The 17008-nt window shown below is 34.6% G+C and carries 13 protein-coding genes; 2 read left to right on the top strand and 11 right to left on the bottom strand.

The window, feature by feature from the left end; genetic code table 11:
* Window positions 1–176 precede the first annotated feature (176 nt).
* The 6 genes from GQR60_RS01765 to GQR60_RS01740 all read right to left on the bottom strand — a co-directional run bounded on the left by GQR60_RS01765 (window position 177) and on the right by GQR60_RS01740 (window position 8201).
* On the bottom strand, window positions 177–2393 hold the full coding sequence (locus tag GQR60_RS01765; RefSeq protein ID WP_124991272.1) for a peptidase domain-containing ABC transporter: 2217 nt from the start codon (window positions 2391–2393) through the stop codon (window positions 177–179).
* A gap of 652 nt (window positions 2394–3045) precedes the next feature.
* Window positions 3046–3537, bottom strand: coding sequence for a hypothetical protein (locus tag GQR60_RS01760; protein ID WP_124991271.1), 492 nt, complete (start codon window positions 3535–3537; stop codon window positions 3046–3048).
* Between the two features lie 197 nt (window positions 3538–3734).
* The gene (locus GQR60_RS01755) at window positions 3735–6149 is read right to left on the bottom strand and encodes an outer membrane beta-barrel protein (RefSeq protein WP_124991270.1); all 2415 of its coding nucleotides are present in this window, start codon (window positions 6147–6149) and stop codon (window positions 3735–3737) included.
* A 39-nt stretch (window positions 6150–6188) separates the two neighbouring features.
* Complete coding sequence (locus tag GQR60_RS01750) at window positions 6189–7532, bottom strand: radical SAM/SPASM domain-containing protein (protein WP_124991269.1); 1344 nt, start codon at window positions 7530–7532, stop codon at window positions 6189–6191.
* Window positions 7533–7622: 90 nt separating this feature from the next.
* Complete coding sequence (locus tag GQR60_RS01745) at window positions 7623–7793, bottom strand: hypothetical protein (RefSeq protein WP_154675794.1); 171 nt, start codon at window positions 7791–7793, stop codon at window positions 7623–7625.
* A gap of 246 nt (window positions 7794–8039) precedes the next feature.
* Window positions 8040–8201, bottom strand: a complete 162-nt coding sequence (locus GQR60_RS01740) for a hypothetical protein (protein WP_154675793.1) — start codon at window positions 8199–8201, stop codon at window positions 8040–8042.
* 455 nt (window positions 8202–8656) lie between these two features.
* On the opposite strand from GQR60_RS01740, the gene GQR60_RS01735 reads away from it, so the two are divergent.
* Together GQR60_RS01735 and GQR60_RS01730 are read left to right on the top strand one after the other, a co-directional pair.
* Window positions 8657–10039: a sensor histidine kinase gene (locus tag GQR60_RS01735; RefSeq protein ID WP_124991268.1), complete on the top strand. Its 1383-nt coding sequence runs from the start codon at window positions 8657–8659 to the stop codon at window positions 10037–10039.
* Window positions 10040–10058: 19 nt separating this feature from the next.
* On the top strand, window positions 10059–10736 hold the full coding sequence (locus GQR60_RS01730; protein WP_124991267.1) for a response regulator transcription factor: 678 nt from the start codon (window positions 10059–10061) through the stop codon (window positions 10734–10736).
* A 42-nt stretch (window positions 10737–10778) separates the two neighbouring features.
* Here GQR60_RS01730 and miaA read toward each other — a convergent pair whose 3' ends face one another.
* From miaA to GQR60_RS01705, 5 genes are all read right to left on the bottom strand, one after another.
* Complete coding sequence (gene miaA, locus GQR60_RS01725; RefSeq protein WP_124991266.1) at window positions 10779–11678, bottom strand: tRNA (adenosine(37)-N6)-dimethylallyltransferase MiaA; 900 nt, start codon at window positions 11676–11678, stop codon at window positions 10779–10781.
* Between the two features lie 80 nt (window positions 11679–11758).
* A complete protein-coding gene (locus GQR60_RS01720) occupies window positions 11759–12328 on the bottom strand; it encodes an IS1096 element passenger TnpR family protein (protein ID WP_124991265.1) in 570 nt (189 codons plus the stop codon).
* A 4-nt stretch (window positions 12329–12332) separates the two neighbouring features.
* Entirely contained in the window at window positions 12333–13406 is a 1074-nt protein-coding gene (locus GQR60_RS01715) for an acyl-CoA reductase (RefSeq protein WP_124991264.1), read from the bottom strand.
* 464 nt (window positions 13407–13870) lie between these two features.
* A complete protein-coding gene (locus GQR60_RS20315; RefSeq protein WP_124991263.1) occupies window positions 13871–14176 on the bottom strand; it encodes a DUF2752 domain-containing protein in 306 nt (101 codons plus the stop codon).
* Window positions 14177–14271: 95 nt separating this feature from the next.
* On the bottom strand, window positions 14272–16824 hold the full coding sequence (locus GQR60_RS01705) for a bifunctional aconitate hydratase 2/2-methylisocitrate dehydratase (protein WP_124991262.1): 2553 nt from the start codon (window positions 16822–16824) through the stop codon (window positions 14272–14274).
* Between the last annotated feature and the right edge of the window lie 184 nt (window positions 16825–17008).

Below are 17008 nucleotides of genomic sequence, written 5' to 3'. Positions count from 1 at the left end.
TATCCGTGTTCATCTGTAAAATTCGTTAGATCTGTGTTCTCTTTTATTGAAGCGCGAATCACATCGATTTCCACAAATCTTTTTATTAGAACACAAATTACACAGCCAATACGAATTATCACGAATTTCTTTATCGGTGTTTATCCGTTAAATTCGTCAAATTTGTGTTCCCTCGCTTAATTACCCAACTCAAGTTGATTTTTCACCAATTCATAATAATGATCTTTATTTCTGGTCAAATCAGTATGGGTTCCTTTTTCTACGATTTCCCCTTTATCTAAAACAATTATTTGATCTGCATTTTTAACAGTACTTAAGCGATGAGCAACGATAACTACAGTTTTTCCTGCCACAAAGCGATCCAAATTTCTGCTGATTTCTTTTTCGTTGTTGGCATCCAAGGCATTCGTTGCTTCATCCAGAAAGAGAAAATCAGGATTTTTGTACACAGCTCTCGCTATTAATATGCGCTGTCTTTGCCCCTGACTAACACCTTGTCCCTCTTGTCCTATAATGGTGTTGTATGCTAAGGGCAATTCGCTGATAAAGTTGTGGCTATTGGCAACTTTAGCCGCATGCAATAATTTCTCCTTATCTATTTCTTCGTCCGATACAGCTATATTTTTGGCTATTGATTCTGAAAAGATAAATCCATCCTGCATTACAGCTCCACACTGGTTTCTCCACCACCGCAAATCATATTCAGAAAGCTGATGCTGATCTATCTTTATATGGCCATTTGTGGGCAGATAATATCCCAGTAATAATTTTACCAATGTGGTTTTGCCACTTCCGCTGGCTCCAACAATAGCTGTTACTTTGCCTTTTGGAATAGTTAGATTGATATTGTTTAGAACTTTGGGCGAGTGGGGACCTTCATATTGAAAGCACATATTTTCGATTTCGATGCTTCGGTTTCCATGAGAGAAATTCTGAAATTTTGTTTCGTTTTTCTCATCCTCATTCTCTTTTTGATGAATTTCGGACAAACGGTCGAGACTGATTTTCACATCCTGCATGTTGTGAATAAAACCGACCATCTGTTCTAACGGACTATTCAATTGTCCGATGATATATTGTATGGCAAGCATCATTCCCAGTGTAAGGGAGCCATTGATAACTGCTGTGGCGGCTACAATGGTAATTAGAATGTTTTTCAATTCGTTGATAAATACAGTTCCGCCTTCCTGTGACTGTTGAAGCGATAAAGATGCTATATTTACATGAAACAAATCGGCTTGCACATCTTCCCATTCCCAGCGCTTCCGCTTTTCACAGTTTTGAAGTTTGATCTCCTGCATCCCATTAATTAACTGGTAAGTTTTGCTCTGATTTAAAGCTTGCTGTTCAAAAAACTGATAATCGAGAGTACGTCTTTTCTTTAGAAAGATGAAAATCCATAAAACATATAAGATACTGCCTGCTAAGAATATTAAAAATATTTTAAGGCTGTAAATCAACAGAACAATACCAAATATAATAAAATTGAAGAGTGAGAAAATCACACCTAATGATTGTGCTGTTAGAAAACGTTCAATGCGCCGGTGGTCCTCAATACGCTGCAAGATATCACCTACTAGTTTGGTGTCAAAAAAACTCATGGGGAGTTTCATCAATTTTATTAGGAAATCGGAAATAAGAGAAACGTTTATTCGTGTACTGATGTGCAAAAGAATCCACCTGCGTATAAAATCGACCGACATGCGACTAACGAACAGAATTAGTTGTGCAAGTAGTATTAGATAGATGAAACTAAGGTTTTGGTCGGATATACCAACATCTACAATTGCCTGAGTTAAAAAAGGAAAGATGAGTTGCAATATACTGCCCAAAAGTAAACCCAGAAGCAATTGGGTGAAATACTTTTTGTAACGTCCAAAATAGGAGAAAAGAAGAGCAAAACTTCCTGTGTTTTTTTTCTCTCCTTCCTGTTCATAAAACCTGGGCGTTGGTTCTAACAGTAGGGCTACTCCTTTATCTTCGCCATTGGTTTTGGTACTAATCCAGTTTTCCAGAAACTCATCTTTACTATATTTTATGATGTCTTTACCAGGATCGGCAACTATAATTTGAATTTCTGTTTTTTTAAATAATGATTTTTTCTTCCTTAGAGCATATACCACCACAAAATGATCTTGTCGCCAATGAACAATACAGGGCAGGGGAGCTTGCTCTGCCAATTTATCGAACGTAAAACGACCTGCCAAAGTATGAAAACCTATACTTTCGGCACAATCGCTAATGCCTAGCATCGAAACACCTTCGCGGGTAACGAAACTTTTTTTTCGAAGTTGCTCCAGTGAATAGTGCCTGCCGTAGTATTTGGCAATCATCCGTACACAGGTTGGCCCGCAGTCCATGACATCGAATTGTTTGTAGAAAGCATATTTCATTGATTACTCATTTTTTAGAACGGAACACGAATTGGACGAATGAAACGGATTTCCAAAGATTATTTTATTCGTTACATCCGTGTCCTTTTTATGAAACACGAATAACACAGATGGCACGAATTTTCACGAATCTTTTATCTGTTAGATCTGTGTTCACGCTTCATAATAATTTTCTTAGGGTTTGAGGTTCTCTACCATTCTGTTTCGGTTATTTGTCCTTAATTTATCGTTCCAGATTATTCCGTTCTGGTTTATGACTCCAACTTTTAGGTTTGCGAACCTATTTTTTTACGTATGCCTACCATTCTTTTTCGGTTCCTTATGTTTCCCCTTCGGTTCCCCATATTTCCGTTGGGATTTAGGAATATAAGTTAGGGGTTACAAACCTGAAATTTCAGGTTCTTTAACCTCTTCTGTTTGGTACAGAACCTCTTGGTTTCGCTTTCTAAGCCCAAGGTTTAGCTTCGCTAACCTGAATACTTTGGTTATGAAGCAAAGTATTTCGATACAGAACCGAAGTCTTTATGTTGCAAAGCATATTTAGTATAAAAACAAACGATCAGACATCTATAAAAAAATAACCTGACAAGTTAAATTTGCGAGATATAAATTAATCCAGTCAGGTTTTAAGCAGTGTCACTTAAACTAAGTATCACTTCTTATCCGCTGTTTCCTTTTCATCAACTTTTTTGATACGGCTAAAGAATTGTTTCAGTTCATTGCGTTTGGCCTCGTAGCCCGGAGCAGATGTTCCTGTTTTGTAATTGGTATAGGCATAATCGTCTAAAGCGGCCTGGTAGTTGTCGTAGTCGTGCAGAGTTTTCGCATTGTTTATGCCTGTGAGCAGATTTTGCAAACGTGAAATGGTTCCTTCCAAAACAGTACGACTATTAAAGTCTTTGGCAAACTCATCCCAATCAACATCAGGACTTCGCAATGCAGTTTGATTCATGGCATAATTGTTTACCTTATTTACAAACAGTTTGTTTTGCTCGCTTATACTGCCATATTTGCGACGTTCATCTCCACTAAGGTTACTCATCTTAGTAGCCAAGGCTGTTTCTAAAGTTGCTAAAGCCGTGTTCACACTCTCTACTCGTTCTGCACTTAAATGGATGTTGATTAGGTTTTTTATTGTACTCATGGTGTTTTTTTTTTGTTATTACTAAATTTATTAAGGTATCATCACACTGGAGTTGGGTTAACCATTCCTCAGATCGACTTACTTATTCCTAGGGGCCTTATTTAGTTTCATAAAAGTGTTTTGTTTTTATGGATGTTTTTACTTTAGGTTCATGTATTGAAATAGATATCTAACTTTATTAGCACAACGAATTCATTCTATAAGCGATTCAATTCTTCACTATTCATATTTTTTTTATTAAAAACATTTTTAAAATTGTTGAAATTATAACGAATATATAGTCTCAAGTAGGAGGTATCATGATCTCTAAGTTGTCCACTTTTAATGTTCTGATATTTGTTATACCAATCAGCATTATAATTATTGAGGATATCATTTGCTGATAGAGATATGAGCAGTTTTTTTTGTAAAATTTTTGTTTGTATGCCACATGATAAATTATATCTGTTTCGCATTATTGTCAAATCGTAATTAGTTTTACTTTGATATTTAAACTTGCAATAAAGAAGTATGTTTTTATTTAAATAGATGTCATTTTTTATCTGGCTATACCAGGATGCTCTTCTAATCTTTATTTCTGAATTTAGGTATGGTGCATTGATTATGGGGAATTCAACACCATTACTAATAAAAAAACTGTAATTATTAACAGAATAACTGTAATTCGACATGAAATTTATTTTTTCAGATCGGTCTATATTAATGGCAGTATGTTTAATGATATCTGGATTTACCGGATCGTTTATACCTGTAAATAAAATTGTGTTTTTTAGATTTGTATATTCTGCAGAGAAAGAGAGTTTTTTTAATGGACAATAATCTAGTGCAAATGAGTGATATATTGTTGGCTTCAATAACGGATTACCTTGTTCGTAAGAAAGAGAATCTATATAATCCAAAGAAGGGTTTAATTCAGAAAAAGAAGGTCTGCTATTTTTTTTTGCATAACTGAATGTAATATGCTTGTTTTTATCAATCTGATAATTAATCAGTAAGGATGGGAAAACATCTGTTGAATTGCAGTCAACAACAGTTTCACGATTGCTTTTAATTTTGGTTATTGAATGTTCTAATCTTATTCCTACATCGAAATTTACATTTCTTAATTGTTTGTTAACAGTAAAATAACCTGCAAGAACTTTGTCCTTAATTACATTTCGCCCTTGGTAGAAAATATCATTATTGGGTAGATAAGTTGATTCCGTATTACCACTATTTTCTATTTGAGCCAGTTTTATTCCTACCGCTGATTTGAATTGACTTAACAAAGAATATTGGTATCTACTGTTTAAGGTATAAACGTGATAAGTATTTGAATTAAGAATTTTCGATTGTAATTCTGAGTTTTGTGTCGGGTTCAGTTCTTGAATGTTTGATTTGCTTGGAGCTGATATTCTTGCAAAATCCATAGATAAGCTATAGTATGAAATACTATCAATTTCTAACTTATAATTGATATTAGAATTGTGCTGTTCTCTATCTTCATTGGTATGATTGGTAATTCTACGTATATCTTCCAATTCATTGGTCTTATTGATTTTTTGAACTGAAAGTGTATTATTTTCATCATATAATCCATTATAGCTGTATTGAAAATTTATTTCATTCTTAGTGTTGATTGAATACTTACTTCCGAGAAATAAAATATATCTATTTCTTTTTAAATTTTCAGTGGTATTAGAATTATTCTGAATGGTGTAATTTTGCTGATAGTTGTATTGAAAATTCTCTGTTGGTGTTTTAAGCTTCGTGTTTTCATAAGCAAATTGAAAAAAATTGGACAACTTCCCCTTTGTATTATTTACTTTAACACCAGTAAAATTCTGAAACTTTCTTGCGAAAGTAGCATAATTGTAGGCTTGTACGTTTAATTGATCTCTTTTGGCTTTTTTCGTTTTAATTCTGATAACCGAACGAGCATTGGAACTATAAACGGCAGAAGGATTTCTATCAATTTCTATACTTGCAATATCATCTGATTGTATACTTTCCAATTCATTGTTTACAACGACTTCTTTATCATCAATAAAAATTAATGGTGAACCTTTACCAAATACCGAAATATTGTTTTGGTTATCAATTATCACACCGGGTGCTCTTTCCAACACATCTATTGTTGATCCAAGATCACTTATTGAAGTGTTTACAACATTCATTATTATCTTACCCCGTTTTTCCTTAAAACTTGGCCTACGCGCTGCAATGTTTACTTCCTTGAGATTTAAATTTGTTTGTTTTAGTCGTATTTCTCCTAAATCTGTATTTTGTGTAATACTCATATTCTCATGTCTTGATTGATAACCCAAACATGAAAATGACAAAATGTAATCTCCTTTATTAGGGGCAATCAATTCGAAATTACCATCTAAAAATGCACCTCCTACAATTAGAATAGAATCATTTGACGAGAGGAGCATTGCGTGAAAATACTCAATTGGGTTATGTGTCTGATCATTTAAGTTCCCAGTAATTGTAATTTTCTGCGCAGAGCTAAAGAAAGAGACGGAGAATACAATGTAAATACTGACACAGTATTTGATTAAATTATTTGTATAAATGGTCTTCTTTCCGAAGCAAGAGAAGACCATTTTTGAAATGAAATTAGATTTCATAAAAGTAGCATTTGAATGACTATTAGTAGTATAGTTTCTTTATAGCATGCAAGGTTTACCATAAATATTGTCTTCCAGAATAAATGCTTTTGCTCTACAGTTTTTTAAAGAGCATGTCTCATAAAAGGAACAATCAATACATTCAGTTAATTCTTTATATTTAATACTACCTCTAAAAGGACTATTATGATCTGGCTTTTGCCACATTTCTGCTATTGAATTTTGATTTAAGTTACCAACCTTAAAAAAAGTTGATTTTGAAGCTACCACACATGGATACACATCTCCTTTTTCATTTATGAATAATGTTGATGTTAGTCCAGTACAAGAAACACAAGATTCTGGATTACTACCCGCATTCTCACCTTTTGGATCTCCAGATATAAAGTTTATTCTAATAGACGACTCGTACTTATCAATAAGTTTTTGAGTTTTAATTAAATCTGATTCTTTATCATCATTATGGAGGAAAGGGTTTTCCTTACACCTTCCAATATTTGACAGCATAATTAAACTTGCAACGGTAGCATTATTTTGAATACAGAATTTTAAAAAACCTTCAGTTTCATGTTTATTTACTTTAGAAATAGTAAAGCATAAATTGAAATTTACTTTATTTTTTAGCTTGTTAATAATTTGAATCAATCTGTCAAAACTCCCTTTACCTCTTATTTGGTCATGAGTCTCTGCAGTTATGCCATCCAAGGATATACTTACAGACATATGAGGATGAGATAGACTCATAATAATCTCATCATCAATTAGCATACCATTAGAGATAAGAGTAGTTCTTATTCTTTTTTTAGTAAGATAATTTAGCAATTCTTTCATGTGAGGATAAACTAACGGTTCTCCTCCGGAAATATTTAAATTGGGCACTTTTAAATATTCTATTTCATCAATAATTTCTTTCCATTTAATTAATGGTAGGGAATCGCCAAAACCACTTTGAGGTGAACTTTCCATGTAGCAATGAGGACAGTTTAGATTGCATGCATTTGTTGGGTGAATTTCAACTAATGATGGAGTATTACATATTCTTACTGGTAAATCATGATGATAATCTGGAAGAGAGTAATATTTTTTAGGATTGCCTTTATTCGATAGAAATCTAAAATATTTTTTTTCGTTGAAAATCTCTATTATTTCTCCTTTTTTGATTTTATTATTATGCTCAGTTACATACTCTTCTAATTCATTCAACGTAATTTTGTTATATTCTAGAATATTTAATATTCGATATAACGACTCACTTAATGTTGTAACCTCATCTTTAGTTATATCGTGAAGAGTGAATTTTTCTCTTTTATTACCATTAGCATAATCATCTCTTAATAAATAATTAGAGGATAAAGTATATTGAGTATTAGGATTGATATTCATATTTTGATTCCTGAAATTTTAATTAACACACTAACATAATCTAGGAACATACCTAAAGTGGTATGCTCCTATTATTTTCTTAATATTTACTTAGTCCTTTTTTGTTGGTTCAACAGGAGTAGTACCTGTATTACAACATGTATTCCAGCCTTCAAGACCTGGTGTCGCTTCACTTGTATTCGACCAAATATTTTTTCCACCTTTAAGGTTTTTCAATTGTTCTTTTGTTAATGGGTTGGTAATGTTAATTTGCTTTTTCATGATATTTTTATTTGTATGTTTAATTGTATTAAATATCCTTCCTTTCACAATTGCAAAATTCACCTCTTTCTAGTAGCTTTGTCCTTGCTTACAGGTAGCTATGGCTACTATAGCCACCTCCGGTAGAGGATGGATTTATATTCATGCGTAATCCGGGGCGGCTACTTTCCTAAGTTATTTTTTCCTAAAAAATAGATTGTCATATTATATTGGGTTAATTTCTCAGTTTAGTTAGATTCTTTTTTACTACACATATATTCTTACCTCTTTTCCATCAATAATAACTGTGTAGTAATCTCTATCTTCTCCGCCTTTTACTTGGCCTAATTTGTTTCGGTTTAATACCTCCATTACTTTGCTGTCTTTTTTCGTTTTCATGATTTTTACTTTTTTAAGTGAAGTATTCATTTGGAACTCTTTTAAAATTAGAACATAAAATCTAAAAAAACGATTAACTTTCTAACTGCTTGCAATTAGAAAGCTAATCAAATAACAGGCGGTTTTCTAATCAAAAAAAAGTCGAAATGATAAGTTTTTAAACAAAATAGACATTGAATAAAATAGTGAAGAGAGACAGGAGATCCAATGAAAATTACAAATAGCAAGTGTTGGTTCTTGTTTAATCATCTGATTAGATTCCTATAGCAACTTGATTGGAAAAGAGGTCTGCTTTGGTTAGAAAGGAAATGTATTTTTTTGATTGAAAACACAATTTAGAATTGTTCTAATGATAAAATAATGATTTTCTTATGAAAAGTAATATACCTTTATTTTGTGAAAAGTCCGTGTGTAAAGTTTTTTGCATGCAGGGAGATGATTATAGGATAAGTTCCATCTGACCTTAACAAGAAAATCATTAACAGATGAAAAGCAAATTGTTCAAACGACTCAGTATAATGGCAGTACTGGTGCTTGTAGTGCTTATTGGTTCGCAGGCTTTGTGGCTATGGCGACAATTGGAGCAGGAAAAACAGACGTTTACATCGAAGCTGGAAAGCACCTTGCAAGGCATGATCAATTTTCATGCTTTACAAGGATACAGCACTCCTAATCCTACAAAACCAGATATGGCTACTGTTTTAATGGACGAAACAGCAAATGAAGAAACAGATAAAGATACTTCGGTTGAATTGGGTAGATCTGAAATTAGCACAAAAAAATATATGCCTGATTTTGCATTAGGAAAATTGATCGAAGCTTCATTTGCAGATAAAAGTTTAGAGAAAGAAAAATTTCATCTATGTATTGTAGACTCATTGTTTCAAAATAATTTTCATGAAATCGGAAGGATACGAGCTTATTGTATGGAGCTCGTGAAAAATGGTTTGTCCATTGATAGTTTGCATCAGGGGAAATGGATGGGGAAAGTAAGTATAAACTCACCCTCCACATTGCATGTACGTATTCCCTTAGGCACAAAAGAGACCTATATTTTTACCGCCGATTTTCAGTTGAAAACCTTTCCTTTTTTACGGGAAATGGTATATTCTATAGGCATATCAGCATTAGCTGTTATTTTAGTTGCTGTTTTTATGTTGTGGCTTTTGTGGGCGTTGCAAAAACAGGTGGCGCAACTGTTGTGGCGTGAACGAGCCGTGAGTGGTATGGTACATGATTTAAAAACCCCTTTATCTTATGTCTATACATTATTGGATTATCTGGCCAGCAAAGAACAACAGCCCGCCATACAGCAACAGCTCAGGAGTGCAAGTAGTAATGTCTCCAAATTGACACACAAAATGGAGATTTTATTAACCTTATTCCGTGCGAAGAAAAAGAAAATTGTATTGGAGGCTGCGCCATTCAATCTGGCGCAAAAGTGCAGGGATTTATTCTTGGAATTTGAGGTCGTCTATCAAGACAAACAAGCTGAATGCAAGTTGTCCATTTCTGAAAATTTGGATATTTATGTAGATCCACTTTATTTCGAAGCAGCCTTGCGAAATTTGTTGGATAATGCCTTTAAGTATTCAGATGCAATTGCAAAACTGGAAATTAAAGCCATTCGGGAACAAAAACAATTACACATCTGTATTACAGATTCGGGCAAAGGGATTCCTCAAAAAGAACAACGGAAAATTTTTCAGGAATTTTACCGCGCAGATAACAACAGCAAAGGACATGGTATTGGTTTGGCTTTTACCCAACAAATCGTAAAAGCCCACAAAGGGCGCATCAGATTAGAAAGTAAGCTTGGAAAAGGCAGTACATTTTGGATTGTTCTTCCTGAAAAAGTTATTGTTTAAGCTATTAAAAGAAGTGTAAATGGAACAATTAAAAGTATTATTTGTGGATGATGATCTCAATTTAGGAAGTTTTGTTACGACCATACTAGAGACAGATTATAATTATAAAGTGCATTTTCAAAACACACTGCTGGGAATTGATTCGATTGTACAGACTCTTATGCCGGATATTATTATTTTAGATGTGGAAATAGGTAAAGAGAACGGAATGGATAAAGCTCAGGATATTATCGCAAAATACCCGCAAATTCCTCTGTTGTTTGTGTCCTCGCATACCGAAGATGATTTTATAACCAAGGGAATAAGCATTGGGGGGAACGCATATCTGCCAAAACCTTTATCTATACCTGTACTAGTATCCTACATTCAACGTTTTGCTTTAAAAACAAGCTTGCCACAGATAATAGAATTGGCTAATTATCAGCTGAATTTGCGAACAAATGAGTTTTTTTATAAGAAGCAGTTGATTAAGAAACTGAGTCCGTTTGAGAAGAATGCTTTGGCAGTACTAATGGAGCATCCCAATGAAATAGTAACTAAAGAGCAGTTGGCTGAAAAGCTATGGAATCATTCTTTGGAAACGCACAACAGTGCCAGTTTAAACAATATTTTATCGAAATTAAGAGATTTGTTTAAAGATAATTCTTCTCTTAAAATCAGGAACATAAGAGGAGTAGGGTATATGATGAATTCCTAAGGATATAAGACCTGAATGATTCGTGTTTAGTATTGACTCCTACTAAAGCTGCCTTTTTAAATATTGCATAATTTCTTTTTCCTGATCAGGATGAAACCATTCAATCTCTTTGTCTCTGTTGAACCAGGATAGTTGACGTTTGGCATATCTTCTCGAATTTCTTTTAATCAACTCAATGGCTTCATCAAGATTGATATTTCCCTCTAAATATTCAAACAGTTCTTTGTAGCCAACTGTGTTTAGCGAGTTGTAATGACGGTATTCAAATAAGGTTTCTGCTTCTTCAAGTAAACCTTCTTTCATCATTAAATCAACCCGTAAGTTGATTCTTGCATACAATTCTGCTCTGTCCCGGTTTAAGCCGACTTTAACAATATTGAAATCTCTCTTTTTCTTGGTGTTTGTTCTTAGTTCGGAATAGGGTTTACCAGTCATTAAACAAACCTCAACCGCATGAATCACTCTTTTTGCATTTTTCAAATCTACCTGATCGTAAAACACCGGATCGAGTTTTTTTAGCTGTATGCGCAATGATTCAATTCCCTCTTTTTGGGCACGCTCTGCAACTTCATTGCGCAAATCCGGATCAATAGTCGGAATTTCATCAATACCATTGCAGATAGCATCGATATACATCATACTTCCACCTACTAAAAGGACTTCATTTTTTGTTTTAAAAAGATGATCCAGTAAGTCTAAGGTCTGTTGTTCGCATTCCCAGGAACTAAAATAGTCGTGAATGGAATGAGTATGAATGAAATGATGTTTTACTGCCTCCAATTGCTCTTTTTCAGGTACTGCAGTTCCAATGCTCATTTCCCGGTAAACCTGACGGCTATCGGATGATGAGATTACTGTATTGAAATGTTGCGCGATTTTAATGCTTAAATCGGTTTTGCCAACACCTGTAGGACCCAGTAAAACAATCAGGGTTTTAGACATCTAAGGTTAATTATGAATTGCAAATTATGAGTTGTGGCCTTTGCATTTATTAAACGCAAAATTTAATTTTGTGCTAACTGCTAAAGAATGTCTTCGTAGTCATCCAGACTTTCAAATTCAGGACCTTCGTTAAATTCGTCATCGAAATCGGCCAAATAATCGTCGGCAGTTTTTGTTTTTTCAGATTGAGATTCAAATTCGCCGAATCCAAGACCTTCAAAATCTTCTGCATCCATTTTAATTTGCTCGGGAGCATCGCCTTCAGATAGAGTGCATTTAGGATATTTTGTTTTGGCATTTGATATTCCCTTTTTAATTAACTGAACATTGAAAAAACGATCAGAAAAGAAATCAAAAACATAAATTAACTCAGGTCTTTCAGAGGAAACAAATTCACGTATCATGGCAACATCCATTGCAACAACATTAAAATTGTCATCGTCTTCGGTATTCATTTCGAAAAGAGCTATTTCCAATCCTCTTTCATCATTGGCTCCAACCTGATAAAAAGAAGCCATTTGAGAATTATCATATCCAATCGTTTCCTGAATGGCATTGTGGAATTCTAAATAAGTTTGTTCATGATCAATTTCGATTTCAAGAACAAAATTTTTGACCTCTTGAGAGGTTATTTTAAATTTATATATCATGGTTTTATTTTGATTTTAATTGTGATAGAAACTCCATTGTATCCACATTGTCAGCATAATCCCATAGTTCTGGCTCTTGCGCTTTCCCAAATGGAATTGCATCAGGGATTTTATTCCCAACAATGCATTGGATAAGTTCTGAATTTGTGCTTAAATTGATTTTCAGATCATTAATTTCGGAATAATATTCATAGTTTACAACTCCTATTGGAGAGGCAATTGCTGTATTTTCATTTAAAAGAACAAAACCGGTATCAAGGTGTTCTATTCTATTCATTAAGAACATTGAGCGCTGATAATCGTAGTTGTTTGCGTATTTATTGTGATCGTTTACAAACGAATAATTTTTCCAGCAGTCAAGAAGGTGTACCAAATCATATCCTTTCGGGATATATAACTTTGAAACATTTCGGCATCCCAATCCAAAATATAAAAATACATCTTTTGCAAGTGCTTCCAATTCTTCATTGGTTTCGCTACCTGATAGTACTGCAACTGAATTTCTATTTCTGCGGATGATATGATCATACTTTTTGAAATAGGCTTCGAAATATCTGGCTGAATTATTACTTCCGGTAGCTATAATTGCATCAAATTTATTTTCGCCGCTTAATCTTTCTGATTGAAATGAGATTAGTTCTTCGAATTCAGAATTGATTTTAATCAGTAGTTTTGAGACAAAATTAAGTAATTGGTTGTCTTTTGAAGATAGTTTCCCAATAAAAGAATGACCTGATATTAATACAGATAGCATATCGTGAAATCCAACCATTGGTATGTTTCCTGCCATAATTACCGCAACTTTTATTTGCGTATTTTTACCAGAAACAGAGTAGCGGTTTAACCATTCATTCAGTTTTTTCTCTTTTAAAAAAGTGCAAATACCATTTATGGATGCATGAACATGGAGTGGGGTGAACCACAAATTCTCATTTGAGACTCTGCTAAGCAAGGCTTCAAATTCATCATAATATGTTGAATTTAGTCTGTGTTCAGCACGTTTTGCATCTTTTGATGAAAACTGAGATAGAAAATTACCTAACTCAACAAATGCCCTTATTCTTTCCGTTTTGTTCATGGTATAATTCAAAAAAATCTCCAATTAACCTTACTTTAAAGTTATATCTGGAGAATTTGATTTATTTATTATTCCGCAAAGATAAAAATTGTTATCAAAGTATCTTAACTATTTTAATTCTTATAGAAAGTTGGAAAGGAAACCTAATGCAAATCCTGCTCCTATGAGAATAATAATTACAGATAGTAGAAAGGAAATAGCAAGCAGAAGTCCGATAAATGCACATGTTTTACCAGTAGTAACATTATTCCATTAGCTTGAGGTTTACAAAAGAGGTGTTTCCTGATACAATTTAGTCGCTTGCTTCGATAAAATTAAGGCAATTATCGCCATTATTAAGCTGATAATTCCGGCAAAGCAGAATAAAAAGACGGAGAGAATTCCAAGCACCAAAATGGTTGATGAGTTAGGCAGTACTTCTTGTTTATTGTCTGAGGTTTGATTACTATTTTCTATACTGATTTTTAGTAATAGGAACTGATTCTATAAATGTATGAGAAGAGTATTAACAGTACTGATAGAAAGAAAAGATATTTCAAAATAACTGTGCCCCATGAAAATTTGAACTTTAAATGCAAAAGTAAAAGAGAAAGCATGCTCAACATAGGAATAAGTGCAGGATACAAATGTATTGATTCCCAGATATCACCTTTGAGCAGGGCAAGCAGAGAAGTTTGCAAGCCACAACCAGGACATGCAATTCCAAAGTGTTTCTGGAAAGTACAGGTCGCCAGATTGTTTTCGAGCCAATTGATGATGTTTTGCCACATTCGATTAAAGATATGGTCTAATTTATAAAAACAATGGCGCAAAAAAAAGCCGATGCATAAACATCGGCTTTAGAATCCAACATGTGAAAATATAATTACAGATCTCTTCTTTGATAAAGAGCATCCTCCATATCCATTTCGTCGAACTGCATGTATTTGTAAATTTCCTTTTCGTCCGCTTGAATCTTTTCCGTGTAAATTTCCATGTACTCAGCAGGAGTAGGTAATTTACCCAAAACTGAAACAACAGCACCAAGTTCCGCAGAGCCCAAATAAACCTGTGCACCTGTTCCCATACGATTGTTGAAGTTACGGGTTGAAGTTGAATAAACATTTGCATGATCAGGAACACGAAGTTGGTTTCCCATACACAATGAACATCCTGGAGTTTCAATACGAACACCTAATTGAGAGAAGGTTGCAAAAGTTGCTTCTTCTTTCAATACAGCCTGATCCATACGGGTAGGAGGAGCAATATATGTTCTCACCTTATCGCTTGGAGTATGTCCTTTCCAAACTCTTTCACAGGCGCGGAAGTGACCAATGTTTGTCATACAAGAACCAATGAATACATCCTGAATTTCAGTGTTCTGAACATCAGAAAGTAATTTTACATCATCAGGATCGTTAGGACAGCAAAGAATAGGTTCGTGAATCTCTGAAAGATCGATTTCGATAGTTGCTGCATATTCAGCATTTTCGTCTCTTGACAGCAACACAGGATTTGCCAACCACTCGTTACAAGCATCAATACGGTTCTGAATAGTTGCTGCATCATCGTAACCCAAATTAATCATTGATTCCATCAAGGCTATATTTGACTTCACGTACTCGATAACACGAGCTTCGGATAACTTGATACATCCAGCCGCAGCAGAGCGCTCAGCGGTTGCATCGGTTAATTCGAAAGCTTGCTCAACAGTAATGTCCTCAAGACCTTCCATCTCGATAATTTTACCGTTGAATATATTGATTTTGTTCTTTTTAGGTACAGTTAATTGTCCGTTCTGAATCGCAAAATAAGGAATTGCATTTACCGCATCACGTAAAGTGATACCTGGATTTAGTTTACCTTTAAATTTAATTAATACAGATTCAGGCATATCCAAAGGCATAAAACCTAAAGCTCCTGCAAAAGCAACTAAACCTGAACCGGCAGGAAAAGAAATACCCAATGGGAAACGTGTATGCGAGTCACCACCCGTACCAACTGTATCAGGAATCAATAAACGGTTCAACCATGAGTGAATTACACCATCACCTTGCTTCAAAGGAACACCTTTACGCTCAGAAATGAACTTAGGTAAACTTTTGTGCATTGTAACGTCCGTAGCTTTAGGGTAAGCCGCAGTATGACAGAAAGACTGCATGAACATTGGTGCTTCAAATTTCAAACATGCCAATTCTTTAATCTCGTCTCTGGTCATAGGACCAGTAGTATCCTGAGATCCTACGGTTGTCATTTTTGGAGCACATGATGATCCTGGCAATACACCTTCAACACCACAAGCTTTTCCGACCATTTTTTGAGCCATTGTATAACCTTGGTTAGGATTTGGCTGCGGGTTATTTGCAACTTTAAAGATATCTGTTGCGGGCAATCCTAATAAAGCACGTGATTTCTCAGTTAATGCTTTTCCAATAATTAAAGGAATACGACCACCAGCTCGGTACTCGTCTGTCAATGTATCAGGAGCTAAGGAGTAAGTGCAAATCACTTCTCCATCGCGGGTAATTTCACCTTTTTTGTTGTTGATGATGATTTCGTCGCCTGTGTTAAGAGTTGAAACATCAGTTATAATTGGCAATCCACCAGAATCTTGAGTTGTGTTGTAGAAAATTGGAGCAATGGCACCACCAATTACCACACCAGCAGTACGCTTGTTTGGTACAGCATAAATATCTTCACCAATGTGCCATAGTAATGAGTTTGCAGCAGATTTACGAGAAGATCCAGTACCAACAACATCACCAACAAAGGCAACTTTGTGACCTTCTTTTCTCCATCCAGCGATAGTTTCGATACCATCTTCGAAACGGCCGGCACCCATAGCTAAAGCGTGCAATGGAATATCAGGACGCGTAAAAGCCTGAGATGCAGGAGAGAAATCATCTGTGTTGATTTCACCTTCTACCTTATAAACTTTCAATTTAATTTCTTCCGGCAATTCAGCACGTTTTGTAAACCATTCAGCATTTGCCCATGATTCAAGCACACTTTTAGCGGCTGTGCTGTTCTTTGCAAGATCGGCAATCGTTTGGAACGAATCATATACCAGAATTATTCCTTTAAGAGCTTTGGCAGCTTCCTCAGCTAACGATTCATCTTTTAATGCCTCAACCAATACGGTTACATTGTAACCACCCATCATAGTTCCTAAAATTTGAATTGCTTCAGATTTTGTGATAATTGGTGAACTCAATTCGTCTTTTAAAAGCTGTCCTAAAAATTCGGCTTTAACTTTTGATGAATCATCAACTCCGGGAGCGATTCTTTCTTTGAATAAATGCAAAAGAAAATCCTCTTTTCCGGGAATAGGATTTTGTAATAATTCGCAAAGTTCTGCGGTTTGTACTGCATTTAATGGCAAAGCCGGGATACCCTTGGTAGCGCGGGATGCTTCGTGTTTTAAGTAGGCTTCAATCATTAGTTTGTTGATACGATTAATTTTTAAAAGTAACTTGTGAATTTTGAATAGAGAATTACTCCTTTATTCGTAACAAACTTATGGTTTTTCTGAGTACACGATTCAGAAAAAACTGTATTTTACATCATGTTTTAGGGCATAAAAAAAGCTCCCCAAAGGAGAGCTTTAAATTCTATATCTAAAT

This window comes from Labilibaculum euxinicum (assembly GCF_009795715.1).
Classification (GTDB): domain Bacteria; phylum Bacteroidota; class Bacteroidia; order Bacteroidales; family Marinifilaceae; genus Labilibaculum; species Labilibaculum euxinus.
The sequence above is the reverse complement of the archived record's forward strand: the minus strand, read 5'-3'. Positions and strand labels throughout refer to the sequence as shown.

What these genes read in the sequence shown, in the direction of transcription:
- GQR60_RS01740 (WP_154675793.1), bottom strand. Translation starts at nt 8,201, where the DNA reads ATGAATACTTCACTTAAAAAAGTAAAAATCATGAAAACGAAAAAAGAC.
- GQR60_RS20315 (WP_124991263.1), bottom strand. Translation starts at nt 14,176, where the DNA reads ATGTGGCAAAACATCATCAATTGGCTCGAAAACAATCTGGCGACCTGT.
- GQR60_RS01705 (WP_124991262.1), bottom strand. Translation starts at nt 16,824, where the DNA reads ATGATTGAAGCCTACTTAAAACACGAAGCATCCCGCGCTACCAAGGGT.
- miaA (WP_124991266.1), bottom strand. Translation starts at nt 11,678, where the DNA reads ATGTCTAAAACCCTGATTGTTTTACTGGGTCCTACAGGTGTTGGCAAA.
- GQR60_RS01765 (WP_124991272.1), bottom strand. Translation starts at nt 2,393, where the DNA reads ATGAAATATGCTTTCTACAAACAATTCGATGTCATGGACTGCGGGCCA.
- GQR60_RS01720 (WP_124991265.1), bottom strand. Translation starts at nt 12,328, where the DNA reads ATGATATATAAATTTAAAATAACCTCTCAAGAGGTCAAAAATTTTGTT.
- GQR60_RS01730 (WP_124991267.1), top strand. Translation starts at nt 10,059, where the DNA reads ATGGAACAATTAAAAGTATTATTTGTGGATGATGATCTCAATTTAGGA.
- GQR60_RS01755 (WP_124991270.1), bottom strand. Translation starts at nt 6,149, where the DNA reads ATGAAATCTAATTTCATTTCAAAAATGGTCTTCTCTTGCTTCGGAAAG.
- GQR60_RS01750 (WP_124991269.1), bottom strand. Translation starts at nt 7,532, where the DNA reads ATGAATATCAATCCTAATACTCAATATACTTTATCCTCTAATTATTTA.
- GQR60_RS01760 (WP_124991271.1), bottom strand. Translation starts at nt 3,537, where the DNA reads ATGAGTACAATAAAAAACCTAATCAACATCCATTTAAGTGCAGAACGA.
- GQR60_RS01715 (WP_124991264.1), bottom strand. Translation starts at nt 13,406, where the DNA reads ATGAACAAAACGGAAAGAATAAGGGCATTTGTTGAGTTAGGTAATTTT.
- GQR60_RS01745 (WP_154675794.1), bottom strand. Translation starts at nt 7,793, where the DNA reads ATGAAAAAGCAAATTAACATTACCAACCCATTAACAAAAGAACAATTG.
- GQR60_RS01735 (WP_124991268.1), top strand. Translation starts at nt 8,657, where the DNA reads ATGAAAAGCAAATTGTTCAAACGACTCAGTATAATGGCAGTACTGGTG.